Annotated in this window: 5 protein-coding genes; 4 read left to right on the top strand and 1 reads right to left on the bottom strand. The window is 73.9% G+C overall.

All coding sequences use genetic code 11. The features are described from left to right. The first annotated feature begins 26 nt into the window (after nucleotides 1-26). From ACFWWU_RS26810 to ACFWWU_RS26795, 4 genes are all read left to right on the top strand, one after another. The gene (locus ACFWWU_RS26810; protein ID WP_384148548.1) at nucleotides 27-3,872 is read left to right on the top strand and encodes an amino acid adenylation domain-containing protein; all 3,846 of its coding nucleotides are present in this window, start codon (nucleotides 27-29) and stop codon (nucleotides 3,870-3,872) included. Nucleotides 3,873-3,935: 63 nt separating this feature from the next. Beyond that, on the top strand, nucleotides 3,936-4,985 hold the full coding sequence (locus tag ACFWWU_RS26805) for a MupA/Atu3671 family FMN-dependent luciferase-like monooxygenase (RefSeq protein WP_384148546.1): 1,050 nt from the start codon (nucleotides 3,936-3,938) through the stop codon (nucleotides 4,983-4,985). Between the two features lie 29 nt (nucleotides 4,986-5,014). Further along, on the top strand, nucleotides 5,015-12,784 hold the full coding sequence (locus ACFWWU_RS26800; RefSeq protein WP_384148544.1) for an amino acid adenylation domain-containing protein: 7,770 nt from the start codon (nucleotides 5,015-5,017) through the stop codon (nucleotides 12,782-12,784). Further along, nucleotides 12,781-16,746: an amino acid adenylation domain-containing protein gene (locus tag ACFWWU_RS26795; protein WP_384148542.1), complete on the top strand. Its 3,966-nt coding sequence runs from the start codon at nucleotides 12,781-12,783 to the stop codon at nucleotides 16,744-16,746. Before ACFWWU_RS26800 ends, ACFWWU_RS26795 begins: the two co-directional genes overlap by 4 nt. A gap of 28 nt (nucleotides 16,747-16,774) precedes the next feature. Here the strand turns inward: ACFWWU_RS26795 and ACFWWU_RS26790 are convergent, their stop codons facing one another. Then, complete coding sequence (locus ACFWWU_RS26790) at nucleotides 16,775-18,130, bottom strand: sulfate adenylyltransferase subunit 1 (RefSeq protein ID WP_384148540.1); 1,356 nt, start codon at nucleotides 18,128-18,130, stop codon at nucleotides 16,775-16,777.

Genomic DNA, 18,130 nt, shown 5'->3' with positions numbered 1-18,130 from the left:
CCCCTTTCCCCTGCAAGGAGCTGTCCGTGGTCACCAGCGCGATCGACCTCCTCACGCGCTTTCTGCGGGAGGCGGCCCGGCACCCCGAGCGTGCCGCCGTGGTGACGCCGTCGGAGTCGGTGACGTTCGGCGAGCTGGGCGAGCGGGCGGAGCGGACCGCACGGGTGCTGGGCGCGGCGGGCGCGGCGCCCGGTACGACCGTCGCCCTGAATCTCCCCCGCGGTGTCGACCTGGTGACGGCGATGCTCGCGGTGTGGCGGACCGGCGCGGCGTATGTACCGCTCGACCCCGCCCAACCGGCGCACCTGCGGCGCCTGTCAGTCGAGGATGCCGGGGCGCGCCTGGTGCTCACCACGGGGCCGGACGACACCGAGTGGCCGGTGGGCACGCGCCGCGTCGATCTCACCGCCGGACCCGATCTCCCCTCCGACTCCGATCCCGCCTCCGACCCCGATCCCGCTTCCGGCCTCGATCTTCCTTTCGGCCTCGACGCGTTACCGTCGGGCACACCGGCCCCGGCGCGGGTGGTGTGGCACGCGGACCTCGGCTCAGACGCCTCGGTCCGGCAGTGGGTCCGGATCTGCCGCGGTGACACCCTGCTCCTTCCGACCGACGAACTGCGCGCCGAACCGGAGCTGTTCGCCCGGTTTCTCAAGGAGTACGAGGCCACCGACCTCGACGTCACCCCGTCCCAGTGGGAGGCCCTGCGCCTTTATGTGGTGCCCGAGGGGACGGACACCGTTCCCCTGCGGCTCTTCCTCGGCGGGGACTCCACCGCCGACGTCCCGGCCGCCCCGGCACGGCCGCTGCTCGACCTCTTCGAGGAGCGCGCCGGGGCCGCCCCGGACGCCACCGCGGTGGTGTTCGGGAAGGACGAGGTGTCGTACGCGGAGCTCGACGCCCGCGCGAACCGGCTGTCCCACGTGCTGGCCGCGCGGGGCGCCGGGCCGGAGACGGTGGTCGCCTCGGCGCTCGACCGATCGGTGGAGCTGGTCGTCGCGGTCCTGGCGGTGATGAAGACGGGGGCCGCCCACCTTCCGGTTGACCCCGGCTACCCGCGGCAGCGCATCGCCCACATCCTGGGCGACGCGGCCCCGGCGCTGCTCCTCGCGGATTCCGGCACGGTCCTGCCGGCCGGCACCGCGGTGCCCCGTACCGACATGGACGCTCCGGAGACCGCCGCGGCGCTGCGGCGCGCCCCGGCGTCCGGACCGCCGGCCGGCGCCCGGCGTACGCAGGGCGAGCTGCCCGCGTACGTCATCTACACGTCCGGGTCCACCGGCCTGCCCAAGGGCGTGGTCGTCACCCGCTCCGGGCTCGCCAACCTGACCGCCCACCAGCGCGACACCCTCGCGGTGGACGCCGACAGCCGCGTCCTGCAGTTCGCCTCGCCCAGCTTCGACGCGTTCTTCTGGGAGCTGGCGATGGCGCTGTCGGCGGGGGCCGCGCTCGTCCTGGCGCCCGCCCTCAGCCTGCTGCCCGGGCCCGGCCTGCGCCGTCTCGCCGACGAACAGCGGGTCACCCACGCGACCCTGCCCCCGTCGGTGCTGCGCGTCCTGCCGCCCGACGCCCTCCCGCGCGTACGCGTCCTGGTCGCCGCCGGCGAGGCCCTGGACGCCGACCAGCAGCGGCGCTGGGCTCCCGGCCGGACCCTGATCAACGCGTACGGACCGACGGAGGCCACGGTCTGCGTCACCATGAGCCGGCCCCTCGCGCCGAGCGCCGGGACACCACCGATCGGCGGGGCCATCCGGGGCACGCGCCTCTACGTCCTCGACGCCGCCCTGCGGCCGGTGCCCGCCGGAGTGGTGGGCGAGCTGTACGTCGCTGGGGCGGGCCTGGCCCGCGGCTACCTGGACCGGCCCGGTCTGACGGCGCAGCGCTTCGTCGCGGACCCGTACGGCCCGGCCGGGACGCGGATGTACCGCACCGGCGACCTGGCCCGCCGGCGGACGTCGGGCGAACTGGAGTTCGCTGGTCGTACGGACGACCAGGTCAAGGTGCGCGGGCATCGGATCGAACCGGGCGAGGTCGAGGCACGGCTCGCCGGCCACCCCGGGGTGTCCGCCGCCGCGGTGACCGTGCACGAGGACCACGACGGCGACCGGAGGCTCGTCGCCTACGTCCGGCGCGAGCCGACCGCGTCGGCGAGCGCCGGCCGCCCGGGCGACGCGGCCCGCGTGGCCGCCTGGCGGCGCGTTCACGACGCCGTGCCGGCCGACGGCCAACCGGCGGCTTTCGGTGAGGAGTTCACCGGGTGGAACAGCGGATACGACGGCAGCGCGCTGCCGCTGGAGGAGCTGCGGGAGTGGCGCGACGAGACCGTACGGAGCATCCGTGCCCTGCGGCCCCGGCGCGTTCTCGAACTCGGCGTGGGCAGCGGCCTGTTGCTGTCGCGCATCGCCCCCGAGGCGGAGGCCTACTGGGGACTCGACCTCGCGCCCCGGGTGATCGAGCGGTTGCGGCGGCAGGTGGACGAGCGACCGGACCTGGCCGGGCGGGTGGTCCTGCGCAGTCGGCCGGCCGACGACCACGAGGGCGTTCCGCGCGGGTACTTCGACGTGGTCGTCCTCAACTCGGTCGTCCAGTACTTCCCCAGCGGACGCCATCTCGCGCGGGTGCTGGAGCTCGCGGCGGCCGCCCTGGCGCCCGGTGGGTCGGTGTTCGTCGGCGACGTCCGGCACCTGGGACTCATGGAGTCCTTCCACGGTGCGGTCGCGGCCCGTTCGGCGGGCGTCGTGCCGGGTAGCGGGGAGCATCGCCGGGCTGTGGCGCGCGGCATGGCCGCGGAGCCGGAGCTGCTGGTGGATCCGGAGTTCTTCCGGTCGCTGACGGTCGCGGCCGAGGGGTCCGGGTCGCTCTTCGCGACCTGCGACGTACGGCTGAAGCGGGGAACCCATCACAACGAACTGACCCGCTACCGCTACGACGTCGTCCTGCGCAGCGCCGGCCCAGCGTCGCCGTCCCGCACCGGCGCGGTGACGGAACTGCTGTGGGGAGCCGACGTCCGTACGCTCCACGACGTCGCCGACGCCCTGCGGGACCGCGCGCGGGACGCCGTTCCCGTCCGGGTCTCCGGGGTGCCCAACGCGCGGCTCGCCGAGGATCTGCGGGCGTCGGGAGGGTCACCGGGCTCCGGTCCGGACCCGGAGGAGCTTGCGCGGCTGGGCGAACAGCTGGGGTACCGCGTCGTGGTGCGCTGGTCCGCGAAGGCGGGGCCCGACCACGTCGACGTCGAGTTCTCCTCCGGGGAGCGGGACGTCCCGCCGGAGATCGGGTCCGCGCCGGCGGTGGATCCCGAGCACCACGTCAACGTGCCCTTCGCGGCGTCGGACGACACGGAGCTGATCGCGTCGGTCGGCGCGTGGGCGGCCGCGTACCTCCCCGTGTACATGGTGCCGTCCGCGATCGTCGTCCTCGACGAGTTGCCGCTCACCCCGCACGGCAAGCTCGACCGGGCGGCCCTGACCGCCCTGCCCGCCTCGCGCGGCGCCCGGCGCGGGGCCGGTCGACGACCGCGGACCCCGCAGGAGGCGGCGCTGTGCCGGATGTACGCGGAGGTCCTCGGGCTCGCCGCGCCGGGACCGGCGGACGGAGTGGACGGAGTGGACGCGGGAATCGAGATGGACGCGGGAAGCGGGGTGAGCGAGGCGGACGCGGCGTACGTCGTGGGGATCGACGAGAGCTTCTTCGCGCTCGGCGGCCATTCGCTGCTCGTCACCCGGCTGGTCAGCCGCGTCCGCGCCGAGCTGGGGGTGGAGGTCCAGATCCGCACGGTCTACGACGCGCCCACGGTGGCCGGCCTCGCGGCCCGGCTCACGGGAACCCGCACGGCGCGACCGGCCCTGCGGAGGATGCCGCGCCCCGGCTGACGGTTGCACGGGCTCGCGACACCGACCGGACCACATACGGCAAGGGCTACCGAAGGATTCCCGATGGACTTCAGCCTCTTCTACTTCGCCGACGACAGCACACCGCGGGGCGACGCCGGACGGTACGAACTCCTCCTGGAGGGCGCCCGCTTCGCCGACCGGAACGGCTTCCGCGCGGTGTGGACGCCCGAACGGCACTTCCACCCCTTCGGGGGGCTCTACCCGAACCCGTCCGTGGTGGGCGCCGCCCTGGCGATGGTCACGAGCACCGTCGCCATCCGCGCCGGGAGCGTCGTCGCACCGCTCCACCATCCGCTGAGGATCGCCGAGGAATGGTCGGTCGTGGACAACCTCTCCGGCGGGCGGGCCGGGGTGTCCCTCGCCTCCGGCTGGCACCCGGTGGACTTCGCGCTGAGCCGGGTGCCGTACGAGGACCGCAAACGCGTGCTCACCGACAGCATCGAACAACTCCGTGCGCTGTGGCGCGGGGACGGCCACGCGGTCGTGGACGGCAACGGCGTACCGGCGACCGTACGGATCTTCCCGCCGCCGGTGCAGCGGGAGCTGCCGCTCTGGGTGACCAGCGCCGGCGACACGGACACCTTCCGTACGGCGGCGGCGGCGCGGGCCGGCGTCCTCACCCATCTGCTGCACCAGGATGTCGACGAACTCGCCGCGAAGATCGCCGAGTACCGGCGCACGGCGCGTGAGACGCACGACGACTGGGAGGGGCACGTCGTCCTGATGCTGCACACCTTCCTCGGCGCAGGTCGGGACGAGGTGCGCGCCGCCGTCGAAGGACCGCTGCGGGCCTACCTCAGAAGCTCGGTCCGTCTTCTCGCCCGCTCGTTCGGCGCCCTCGACCCGGACTTCGACATCGACGCGCTGGAGGACGAGGACCTCGACTTCCTCGTCGACCAGTCGTTCGACACGTACTTCGAGCAGCGGGGGCTGTTCGGGACGGTGGAAGAGGCGACGGCGACGGTCGAGCGGCTGCGCGGCATCGGCGTGGACGAGATCGCCTGCCTGATCGACTTCGGCATCGACACCAAGACCGTACTGGACGGGCTGCGCCACCTGAACGCCCTCCGCGAAGCATCCGAAGCGCACTGATCCGAGAGACCCGAGAGGCCGAGACCACCGTGATCCCTCTGTCGTTTTCGCAGCTGCGGTTCTGGTTCCAGAGAGAGATGGACCGCGCCGGCGAATCGCCCAACGCCTCGATGGCGCTCCGGCTGACGGGCCCGCTGGACCGGGCGGCGATGCGCGACGCGCTGCGGGACGTGGTGACGAGGCACGAGATCCTGCGCACGGTCTTCCCGGTCACCGACGGAGTGCCCGGGCAGCGGATCCTGGAGGCGGTGACGGTCGAGCTGCCCGTACGACACGTCGCGGAGAAGGACGTCGAGGCGGCCGTGACCGACGCGGCCGAGCACCTCTTCGACCTGGAGCGCGAGATGCCGCTGCGGGCCGTCCTGCTCGCCGTCGACCCGCACGAGCACGTGGTGGCGATCACCGTGCACCACATCGCCTTCGACGGCTGGTCCGTCGCACCGTTCCTCCGCGAGCTGTCGTACGCCTACACCGCGCGCCTCGACGGCGTACCTCCGTCCTGGGAGGAACTCCCTTTCCAGTACGCGGATTTCACCCTGTGGCAGCGCAAGGAGCTCGGCGCGCCCGACGACGCGGGCAGTCTCTTCGCCGAGCAACTGGCCCACTGGACCCTTGCCCTCGCCGACGCGCCGGCCGAACTCCCCCTGCCCACCGACCGGCCGCGCCCCGCCACCGCCACCCACCGGGCCGGCACCGTCCCCTTCCACCTGCCGCCCGACAGCTTCCGGCACCTCTCCAGCCTGGCCCTCCGGCACGGCGCCGGCACGTTCATGGTCCTCCACGCGGCGCTCGCGGGGCTCCTCCGGCGGCTCGGCGCCGGCACCGACATCCTGGTCGGCAGCCCGGTCGCCGGCCGCACCGACGTCGGCCTCGACGACCTCGTCGGCTGCTTCGTCAACACCGTCGTCATCCGCACCGACACCTCCGGCGACCCCGACTTCCACGACCTGCTCCAGCAGGCCCGGGCGGGGGTCACGGCCGCGCTCGACCACCAGGACGTGCCCTTCGAGCAGGTCGTGGAGGCCGTCAACCCGCCACGGTCGGCGGCCCGGCACCCCCTCTTCCAGGTCATGCTCAGCCTGCAGAACAACGCGGGCGCCGCCGCGCACCTCCCCCACCTCGCCACCCGCCTGCTGGCCCCCGGCCCGCACCGGACGGTCGCCTTCGACCTGCTCCTCGACGTCACGGAGACCGACGGGGCGCTCGACGGCGCCCTGGTCTACGCCCGCGACCTCTTCGACCACGACACCGCCGAGCGTCTGGTCCGCTGCTTCACGGCCTTCCTGGCCCAGGCGGTCGCCGCGCCGGAGCGGCGCATCGGCCGTCTGGAGATCCTCGCCCCCGCCGAGCGCCGGACGACGTTGGAGACGTGGAACGGCCGGGACACGACGATCCCGAACGGCTCCGTACCGGAGCTGCTCCGGCGGCGTGCGGCCGCCGCACCCGATGACACCGCGGTGATCTGCGGCGCGTCCCGGCTCACCTACGCGCAGCTCGAGGCCCGGTCCGACCGCCTCGCCCGCCGACTGCGCGGGCAGGGCGCGGGTCCGGAAGGGCTGGTCGCCGTGGCCGTGGACCGCTCGGCCGACCTGGTCGTCGCCCTGCTCGCCGTACTGAAGACGGGGGCCGCCTACCTTCCCCTGGACCCGCGCAACCCGGTGGAGCGGCAGCGCGCGATCCTGGAGGAGGCTCGGCCCTGCCTGCTCCTGGCGGACGCGTCCACGAAGGAGCGGGCGGAGGAACTCGCGGGCGCGCCGCTCGGCGTGCCGCTGGTCCTGGCCGAGGACGCCGATGCGGCCGGCCCCGATGCGGCCGGCCCCGATCCGGACGTGGGCGGGTGGCCGGACATCACCGGCGACCGGGCCGCGTACGCGATGTACACGTCCGGCTCCACCGGCCGCCCCAAGGGCGTCCTGGTGACCCATCGGAACATCGTCGCTCTCGCCGCCGATCCCTGCTGGGCGGCGGACGGCGGCCACGCGCGGGTGCTCGCCCACTCGCCGCACTCCTTCGACGCCTCGACGTACGAGCTGTGGGTGCCGCTGCTCGGGGGCGGCACGGTCGTGATGGTGCCGGCCGGCGACTCCTCGCCGCAGGCGCTGGAGCGGGCCGTGGCCGAGGGGGGCGCGACGAGCGCGTTCCTCACCACCGCGCTCTTCAACCTGCTGGTCACGGAGAGGAGTTCGGCGCTCGGCCGGCTCCGGCACCTCTGGACGGGTGGCGAGCAGCCGTCGGCCGGGGCCGTGCGGCAGATGCTGACGGACTTCCCCGGCGCCGTGCTGACCCATGTCTACGGGCCCACCGAGAACACGACGTTCTCCACCTTCAGGAGCATGGACCCGGCCCGGGACGCGGACGGCGGCAAGCCGCCGATCGGCCGGCCCATGGCGAACACACGGGTGTACGTGCTGGACGAGCGGCTCCGTCCGGTGCCCGTGGGGGTGCCGGGCGAGCTGTACCTCGCGGGCGCCGGACTGGCCCGCGGCTACCTCGGCCGGCCAGGACTCACCGCGGGGCGCTTCGTCGCCGACCCGTACGGCGCGCCCGGCACCCGCATGTACCGCACGAGTGACGTCGTCCGGTGGACCGCGGGCGGCGAGCTCGACTTCCTCGCCCGCGTCGACGACCAGGTCAAGATACGCGGCTTCCGCATCGAACCCCGCGAGATCGAGGCCGCGCTGGAGCGCCACCCGGCCGTCGGCCGCGCCGCCGTCCTCGTACGGGAGGACGGGCCCGGGGAGCGCGGCCTCGTCGCCTACGTCGTCCCCGCCCCGCACATCGACGGCGATCCCGCCCCGGACCTCGCCGAGCACGCCCGGCGGACCCTGCCCGACTACATGGTCCCCGTCGTCGTCGTGCTCCCCGACGGGCTTCCCCTCACGCCCAACGGCAAGCTCGACCGGGCCGCTCTGCCAGCCCCGGGGACGGGCGCAGGGTCCCGCGTGCCCCGCCCTCCCCGCACGCCCGCCGAACGGCTGCTGTGCGGACTGTTCGCCGAGATCCTCGGGTTGCCGGAGGTCGGTGCGGACGACGACTTCTTCGAGCTCGGCGGCCATTCCCTGCTCGCCATCCGGCTGGGGAACCGGCTGCGCGAGGTGCTGGACGACGGGATCGGGATGCGTACGGTCTTCGAGTCGCCGACGCCCGCCGGGCTCGCCGAGAGGGTCGGGGCAGCGGGTTCCGGCCGTGGGCCGCTGCGGCCCCGGCCACGCGGGGAGGTACTGCCTCCGTCGTTCTCCCAGCTGCGGTTCTGGCTGCAGGGCGAGCTGGCGGAGGGCGCCGCCTCGCACACCGTCACGACCGCCCTGCGGCTGACGGGTCCGCTGGACACCGCGGCACTGTCGGCGGCGCTGCGGGACGTGGTGCGCCGGCACGAGAGCCTGCGCACGGTATTCCCGGTCACCGATGGTGCACCTCGTCAACTGGTTCTGGAGACATCAGAGTTCGCTCTGACCGCACGGGAGGCATCACAGCGGGACGTCGAGACGGCGTTGGACGCGGCGTCGGCGTACGACTTCGACCTGGCGCGGGAGGCACCGCTGCGGGCCGAGCTCTTCGCCTGCGCCCCCGAGGAACACGTCCTCGCGGTCACGATCCACCACATCGCCTTCGACGGCTGGTCCGCCGCACCCTTCCTCCGCGACCTCTCCCAGGCCTATACCGCACGGCTGCGGGGGCGGGCCCCCGACTTCCCGGAACTTCCCGTGCAGTACGCCGACTTCACACTGTGGCAGCGGGAGGGACTCGGGGAACCGGGCGACCCCGACAGCCCCTTCGCCCGGCAACTCGTCCACTGGAAACGCACGCTGGCCGCGGCTCCGGACGAGATCCCGCTGCCCGCCGACCGGCCGCGCCCCGCCGCCGCCACCCATCGCGTCGGCTCGGTGCCGTTCCGGCTCGCCCCCGAGGCCCACGCGCGCCTCACCGCCCTGGCGCGGAAGCACGGCGCGAGCGTGTTCATGGCGTTGCACGCCGGCCTGGCGGGCCTGCTGCGGCAGCTCGGCGCCGGGACGGACATCCTCGTCGGCAGCCCGGTCGCCGGACGCGCCGACAGCGGTCTCGACGACCTGGTCGGCTGCTTCGTGAACACCGTGGTGGTACGGACCGACGTCTCCGGGGATCCGGACTTCGGCGACCTGCTCCACCGCGTCCGCACCGCGGTCCTCGCCGCGCTGGAGCACCAGGACGTGCCCTTCGAGCAGGTCGTGGACGCCGTCAGCCCGGTGCGGTCGGCGGCCCGGCACCCGCTCTTCCAGGTGATGCTGAGTCTGCAGAACAACGCGACCGGCGCCGTGGAACTGCCCGGCCTCCATGTCGACATGCTGCATCACGGCCGGTACCGGACCAGCCCATTCGATCTGCTCTTCGACCTCACCGAGTCCGACGGCGGTCTGGACGGCACCCTCTTCTACGCCCGCGACCTCTTCGACCACGCCACCGCGGAGCGGCTCGCCGGATGCTTCACCCACCTCCTCGCCGACGCGGCCGCCCGTCCCACCCGGCCGGTACGGCAGCTGGACGTCCTGTCCCCCGCCGAGCGGCACACCGTCCTCACGGAGTGGAGCGGTCCGGCGGCCGGTTCGGAGGCGCCGACCGGTTCGGTGCCGCAGTGGTTCCGCGATCAGGTCGCCAGGACACCCGACGCGGTGGCGGTGCTCCACGGGGCCCACCGGATCACGTACGGGGAGCTCGACGCGCGGGTGGACCGACTGGCCGGGCATCTGAGGCAGCTCGGCGCCGGCCCGGAGCGGCTGATCTCCGTGGCCATGGAGCGTACTCCCGACCTCCTCGTCGCGCTCCTCGCCGTGCACCGGACCGGTGCCGCGTACCTCCCGGTCGACCCGCACCACCCCAAGGACCGGGTGGAGACGGTGCTGACCGAGGCCGCGCCGCTCCTGGTGCTCTCGGACCGCGCCACCCGCGACGCGCTCGGCACCGACGACTGGCTCACCCTGGACGACCCCCGGCTCACCGCCGGGACTGGTACCCAAAGCCCGAACCCGACCCCGAGCCCGATCCCAGACGCAAGCCCCAGCCCCAGCCCCAACGGGGCGATCCCGGCCGACGCCACGGCGTACGTCCTCTACACCTCCGGATCGACGGGCCGGCCCAAGGGGGTCGCGGTCACCCATCGCAATCTCGCCCATCTGCTGGCCGCCATGCGGGACCGGCTGCCGCTGGGCCCCACCGACCGCCTGCTCGCCGTGACGACCGTCGCCTTCGACATCGCCCACCTGGAGCTCCTCCTGCCCCTGCTCGGCGGTGCCGCGGTCGTCCTCGCCTCTCCCGACGAGGTGCGCGAGCCGCACGCCCTCGGCCGGCTGATCGGACGGCACGCGGTCACCGCCGTCCAGGCGACGCCCTCCCTGTGGTCCGGCCTCGTGGCCGAGATCCCCGACGCGGTCCGGGGGCTGCGCGTCCTCGTCGGCGGCGAGGCGCTGCCGCCCGCCCTGGCCGGCGGTCTCGCCGCCCTGGCCGCGGAGGTCACCAACGTGTACGGGCCCACCGAGACGACCATCTGGTCGCTCGCGGCCCCGATCGGCCCCCACAACGCGGAGCACCCGCCGCTCGGCTCCCCACTCGGCGACACCCGGGTCTATGTCCTGAACGAGGCGCTGCGGCCGGTGCCCGTGGGAGTGCCGGGCGAGCTGTACATCGGAGGTGCGGGCGTGGCCCGCGGCTACCTCGGCCGCCCGGGGCCGACCGCCGAGCGGTTCGTCGCCGATCCGTACGGTCCGCCCGGCGCCCGCCTGTACCGCACCGGCGACCTGGTCCGGTGGAACTCCGAAGGGGAGCTCGCCTTCCTCGGGCGCACCGACGACCAGGTGAAGCTGCGTGGCTTCCGTATCGAGCCCCGCGAGATCGAGGCGGTCCTGGACCGTCACCACCGCGTCACCCGCAGCGCCGTGGTGGTGCGCGAGGACCGGCCGGGCGAGCGCCGGCTCGTCGCGTACGTCGTACCCGTCCGGGCCGCCGGCACCGCCGACGACCTCGTCCCCGCACTCACCGAGTGGGCGCGGCAGGCGCTGCCGCCGTACATGGTCCCCACCGTCGTCGTGCTTCCCGACGGGCTGCCGCTCACGCCCAACGGAAAGCTCGACCGGTCCGCGCTGCCCGCCCCGCACGGACCCGCCTCCCCCAGCCGCGAGGCCCGGGAACCAAGCACCCCCGCCGAGAAACTGCTCTGCGAACTGTTCGCGGCCATCCTCGGACGGCCCGACGTCGGCGTCGAGGACGACTTCTTCGAGCTCGGCGGCGACAGCATCGTGTCGATCCGGCTGGTGTCGCGGGCCCGCGCACGCGGTCTGGCCATCTCCACGCGGGACGTCTTCCGGTACCGGACCGTCGCCGAACTGGCCGTCCACGCGAAGGTACGGACGCCCAAGGCGGGCGCGGCGACAGGATCCGCCCCGGCGCCGACGGCCGGCGACGTGCCGCTCACCCCGATCGTCCACTGGCAGCGCGAACGCGGCGGCCCCGTCGACGGCTTCCATCAGTCCGTGCTCGTACGGGCCCCGGCGGACCTGTCCCCGTCGCGGCTGCGCGCGCTGCTCCAGTCGCTGCTCGACCGGCACGACGCGCTGCGGATGCGGCTGACGCGTACCCCCACGTGGCGCCTTGAGGTCCTGCCGCGCGGTGCGGTCGACGCGGCCGGGCGTGTCGTACGGATCGACTCGGCCGGCCTCGCCGGAGAGAGGCTCGCGGACCTGGTCCGCGCCGAGGCGGACGCGGCACGACGACGACTGGCGCCCGGCGACGGGAACATGCTCCAGGCGGTGTGGTTCGACGCGGGTCCGGACCGGCCCGGCCGACTGCTCCTGATGATCAACCACCTCGTGGTGGACGGTGTTTCGTGGCGGATCCTCCTGGAGGACCTGAGCACCGGCGCGGCCCCGCGGACGGCGGGGCCTGACTTCACGCCCGTGTCTTTCGCCGACTGGGGGCGCCTCCTGGAGCGCGAGGCGCGCGGGCGGGCGCTCGAACTCCCCTTCTGGCTGGGGCTCGTCGAGGGCGCGGACGACCTCGTCCGGGGTGCGGATCTCGTGGCCGGCCGTGACGTCGAGGGCTCGAAACGCACCGTCACCCGTGTCCTTCCCGCCGACCGGACGGAGCCGCTCCTGACCCGCGTGCCCGCGCGGCTCGGCGTCGGCGTGAACGCGGTGCTGCTCGGCGCGCTGAGCACGGCCGCGGCGCGGTGGCGTACGGCGCTGGGCCCCGGCGACAGGTCCGACAGCGCGCCCTCCAACGGCAACGCGTCGTTCCTCGTGGACGTGGAGGGGCACGGCCGCGAGGAGATCGTCGGCGGCCTCGACCTGTCGGCGACCGTGGGCTGGTTCACCAGCATGTTCCCCGTACGGCTCCCGGGGCGGCCGGACGATCCGGACGGCACCGTACGGGCCGTGGACGGCCGGCTCGCCGGCATGCCGGACAAGGGGCTCGGCTACGGCCTGCTGCGTTATCTCCATCCCGAGACCGCTCCCGTGCTGGCGGCGCGGCCCCGGGCGCAGATCCTGTTCAACTACCTGGGCCGGTTCGACCGGGCGGACGAGGCCGACTGGGGCCTGGCGCCGGAAGCCGGCGCGGTCGCCGGAGGCGGCGACCCCGAGATGCCCCTGACTCACCTCCTGGAGGTGTCCGCGGTCGTCCACGACCGCGGGGACCGGCCGGAACTCCACGTCACCTGGGCGTATCCGAAGGCCCTGCTGGAGCGGCCCCGGGTGGAGGCTCTGGCCGACGCCTGGTTCGAGGCACTGGAGACCCTGACCGCACGTACCGGCGAACCGGGAGAGACGGCGTGACCGCACCAGATCGCACCCACGAGCACGCCCAGGAGCAGGCCTACGAGCAGGCCCAGGACCAGGCCCAGAACCAGGCCCACGAGCCGACGTCGAGGCCGGCGCCACTCCAGCAAGGGCTGTTCTTCCACACGGCGTTCGACACGGACGCCCAGGACATCTACACGACCCAGCTAGCACTGGACTTCGAGGGCCCGGTCGACCCCGTTCTCCTGCGCGAGGTCTGCCAGGTGCTCCTGGACCGGCACGACAGCCTGCGTTCGGGGTTCCGTACGGACGCGTCGGGCGCGCCCGTGCGCTTCGTGCCGCCCTGGGTCCCGCTGGACTGGCGGACGGCCGACCTCACCGGGACGGCGCCCGGCGACCGGGAGGCCGAGGCCGCGCGGCTGGTCGAGGAGGAGCGGCGGCGGCGCTTCGACACCGCCCGACCGCCGCTGGTCCGCTTCCTGCTGGTCCGTCTGGGCGGCGCCCGGTGGCGCTTCGTCCTGACGAACCACCACATCATTCTGGACGGCTGGTCCACCTCGATCCTCCTCGACGAGCTGTTCCGGCTGTACGACGCCGGAGCGGGTGCCGCGGCACACCCGCTGCCGCCGGCCCCCTCGTACACCTCCTATCTGGAGTGGCTCGGCGAGGTGGACCCGGAGTGGTCCCGGGACGCGTGGGCGGAGGCGCTCGCCGGGATCGAGGGACCGACGCTGGTGGCGCCGCGGGCGCAGGGTACGGGCACGGTGGTGCCCGAACGGGTGGTGCGCACGCTGCCCGCCGCGCGCACGGCCGCGCTGACGGACCGGGCGCGGGAGGCGGGGGTCACCCTCGGCACGGTGACGCAGGTGGCCTGGGGACTGGTGCTGCGGCAGCTGACCGGGCAGGGCGACGTGCTGTTCGGGATGACGGTGTCGGGGCGGGCCGCCGACGTCGAGGGCGTCGAGACGATGGTCGGGCTGCTCATCAACACCGTTCCGGCGCGGGTGCGGATCGGTCCGCGGGACACGCTGCTCGATCTCCTCCAACGGGTCCAGGACGAGCAGCTCGATCTCTTCGAGCACCATCACGTCGGGCTGACGGAGATCCAGCAGCAGGCGGGCTTCGGGGCACTGTTCGACACCACGACCGTCTTCGACAACTATCCGATGGGCTCGGGCGAGCGCCGTCTCGGCGCGGCCCTTCTCGTCGATGTCACCGGGTTCGACGCCACCCACTATCCGCTCTCCCTGATCTGCACGCCGGGCGAGGAACTGGGCATCCGGATCGACTTCCGGCCCGATCTGCTCGGGCGCGGGACGGTGGAGGGGATCGCCGAGCGGTTCGGACGGATCCTGGAGGCGATCGCCGAGGATCCGCACCGCGCGGCCGGCAGCCTGCCGGTCCTCTCGGCCGGCGAGCGCCGGCGGGTGCTCGAGGAGTGGAACGCCACCGACCGCCCGGTGGCACCGGCCACGCTGCCCGCCCTGATCGAGGCGCGGGCCGCGCGGATCCCGCATCTGCCGGCCCTCGCGCACGAGGGGCGGGTCCTCGGGTACGACGAGCTCAACCGCCGGGCGAACCGTCTGGCGCGCGTGCTGCTCGCCGAGGGTGCGGGACCGGAGACCCGGGTGGCTCTGGCGCTGCCGAGGAACGCGGACATGGTCGTCGCCCTGCTCGCCGTGCTCAAGGCCGGGGCCGCCTATGTGCCGGTCGACGTGCGCTACCCGGCCGACCGGGTGGCGCGGATGCTCGGCGACGCGCGGCCCCGGCTCGCGGTCGTCACCGAGGCGACCAGGAGCGTGCTGCCGGAGGGCACGACCGCGCTCGTCCTGGACGACCCCGCCGTGGCGCGGCGCGTCGAGGAGCAGCAGGACGCGGACGTCGTGGACGCGGAGCGGCCGGGACCTCTCCTCCCCGAGCACCCCGCCTACGTCATCTACACCTCGGGCACCACCGGCGTCCCCAAGGGCGTGGTCGTCGAGCACGCGAACGCCGTCAACTTCGTGGCGATCGTGGAGGACCACTTCGGCGCCGACGGCATGGCGCGGGTCCTGGCGTCGACCTCGCTCAGCTTCGACGTGTCGGTGTTCGAGATCGTCACCACCCTGGCGCTCGGCGGCTGTCTGGAACTGGTCGACGATCTGTTCGCCCTGCTCGAACGGGACGGCTGGGAGGGGAGCCTGGTCAGCGGCGTTCCCTCGGCGATGGCGAGCATGCCGGCGGGCGGCGCCTTCGAGGTCTCGGCACGGCATGTGGTGCTCGGCGGGGAGGCGGTGCCGCTCGCCCTGCTGCGCGAGCTGCGGGAGCGGGTGCCCGGCTGCGCGGTCACCAACATCTACGGCCCGACCGAGGCGACCACCTACTCGACCTGGTGGCGCAGCGGCGACGAGGACGGCGACGGCGATCCGCCGATCGGCCGGCCGGTGCCCAACGCCCGGATGTACGTGCTGGATCCGTGGCTCCAGCCGGTCGCGGTGGGTCAGTCGGGCGAGCTGTACATCGCCGGCGCGGGCGTCACCCGCGGCTATCTGAACCGGCCGGCGCTGTCGTCGGAGCGCTACGTGGCCTGCCCGTTCGGCGCGCCCGGCGGCCGGATGTACCGCACGGGCGACCAGGTGCGGTGGCGGGCCGACGGGCAGTTGGAGTACCTGGGCCGGCTCGACGGCCAGGTGAAGATCCGTGGCTTCCGGATCGAACTCGGCGACGTGGAGGCCGCCCTGCTGCGGCACAAGAGCGTGGCGCGTGCCGTCGCGGTCGTACGGGAGGACCGGGCGGGCGACCGCAGGCTGGTCGCGTACGCCGTGGCGGCCGAACCCGGGGCGCCGCTCGACGGCGCGGAGCTGCGGCGTTTCACCCGTGACACGCTGCCGGACTACATGGTGCCGTCGACGGTGGTGCCGCTGGAGCGGTTCCCGCTGATGCCGAACGGCAAGCTGGACCGGCGGGCGCTGCCGGCTCCCGCGTATAGCGCCGCTGCCCGCCGGGAGGCGGCCCACGCGCACGAGGAGCCGCTGTGCGCGCTGTTCGCCGAGGTGCTCGGGGTGGACCGGGTCGGCCCGGACGACGGTTTCTTCGATCTGGGCGGGCACTCCCTGCTGGCGACCCGGCTGGTGAGCCGGGTGCGTGCGGTCCTGGGCACCGACCTGTCCGTCCGTGCCCTGTTCGAGGCGCCGACCCCGGCGGCCCTCGCACGCCGGCTCGACGGCGAGGGAGACGGATCCGGCCTGGACGTACTGCTGCCGCTGCGGACCCGTGGACGTCTGAGGCCGTTGTTCGCGGTGCACGCGGCGAGCGGACTCGCCTGGCCGTACGCCCGGCTGCTGCCGCACCTGGATCCGGACGTGCCGCTGTACGGGCTGCAGGCGCCGAGCCTCACCGATCCGGAGGGCGGTGCGCGCAAGCCGGACGAGCTGGTGCGGGAGTACGCGCGGCGGATCCGGGAGGTGCAGGCGGAGGGTCCGTACCGGCTGCTCGGCTGGTCGGTCGGCGGCACCCTGGCCTACGGAGTGGCAGCGGAGCTGGTGGCGACGGGGCACGCCGTGGAGTTCGTGGCCCTGCTCGACTCGTATCCGGCTCCCGAGGAGGGGCTGCCCGGCTGGGAGGAGACGCACCGGCACGTGGCCGGGTCGGCCGGGTTCGCCGCGGACGGGACGCCACCGGAGCAGATCGCCCTGCTCGGGGAGCGGGTGGTGGAAGGGGCGCGACTCGCGGTGCGGTCGGCGGTGGAGGCGCTGCGGACGCCTCCGGTGCGGACGCACGGTGTGGACGTGCTCCACTTCCGGGCCGCGTCGGACGCCTCGGACGCCGCGCCGGACTCCTGGCAGGTGTGCGCCGGCGGGCGGCTCTCGGCCTTCGACGTCGCGTGCGGCCACTACGAGATGCTGGATCCCGCTCCGCTCGCCTCGATCGGCGCCGTGCTGTCGGACCGGGCCACGGAAGGAACGGCTGGGGCAGAAGCGACGGCAGGGACGGCAGGGGCGGGAGGGACGGCAGGGTGACGAGCGGCGCGACGGTCCGGCCGCTCGTTCAGAAGTCCCAGCCGTCGTCGTCGGCGGCGGTGCCCCTGGCCGGTTCGGGAGCGGCGAAGGACTCGCCGACCATGCCCGCGGTCAGGGTCGTGCCGTCGCTCGGGTCGATCAGGATGAACGAGCCGGTGCGGCGCGAGTCGGCGTAGGAGTCGACGGGCAGCCGCTCGGCGGTACGGATCGTGATGCGGCCGATGTCGTTGGCCACGAGCCGACCGGAGTGGGGGTGCAGGGACAGATCGTCGAGGGTGAGCCGCGACGGGATGTCCGTGACGATGGCCTTGACCGTACGGGTGCCGTGCTTGAGCAGCACACGGTGCCCGACGGTCAGCGCCTGGTCGGCCACATGGCAGACGGTCGCCTCGATGTCCTGGGTGGTCGCCGGCGCGTCCGTCGTCGGCACGATCAGGTCGCCACGCGAGACGTCGATGTCGTCCTCAAGCAGGACGGTCACCGACTGCCCGGTCCAGGCCGTGTCGACCCGCCTGCCGAGCAGGTCGATGCCGGAGATCCTCGTCGTACGACCGGACGGGAGGATCGTGACCGGCTCGCCGACGTGGAAGGAACCGGCCGCGATCTGACCGGCGTATCCGCGGTAGTCGGGGTGCTCGGCGGTCTGGGGCCGGATGACGTACTGCACGGGCAGCCGGGCGTTGCGGTGGGTCAGGTCGTGGCTGACCGGGACCGTCTCCACGTACTCGAGCACGGTCGGGCCGCTGTACCAGTCCATGACCGCCGACGGCTCCACCACGTTGTCCCCGGCCAGGGCCGAGATCGGGATCGCGGTGACCTCGGGGATGCCCAGCTCGGCGGCGTACGCCGTGAACTCCGCCACGATCGCGGCGAACACCGGCTCGCGGTAGCCGACCAGGTCCATCTTGTTGACCGCCAGGACGACCTGCGGGACGCGCAGCAGCGCGGCGATGGCGGCGTGCCGGCGGGTCTGCTCGACGACACCGTGGCGGGCGTCGACCAGGATCACGGTCAGTTCGGCGGTGGAGGCTCCCGTGACCATGTTGCGGGTGTACTGCACGTGCCCGGGTGTGTCGGCCAGGATGAACCGTCGCTTCGGGGTGGCGAAGTAGCGGTAGGCGACATCGATGGTGATGCCCTGTTCGCGTTCGGCGCGCAGACCGTCGGTGAGCAGGGCGAGGTCGGGGGCGTCCTGGCCGCGCCCGGCCGAGGCCCGCTCCACGGCCTCAAGCTGGTCGGCCAGAACCGACTTGGAGTCGTGCAGCAGCCTGCCCACCAGCGTGGACTTGCCGTCGTCGACGGAGCCGGCGGTGGCGAACCGCAGAAGGGTGGTGGTCGAGGGTTCCGTGGTCCCGGTTCTGGTCCTGGTCCTGGTCCTGGTCAT

The sequence above is a fragment of the Streptomyces sp. NPDC058650 genome (assembly GCF_042717315.1).
Lineage (GTDB): Bacteria > Actinomycetota > Actinomycetes > Streptomycetales > Streptomycetaceae > Streptomyces.
This window is presented reverse-complemented; position numbering and strand designations above follow the sequence as displayed.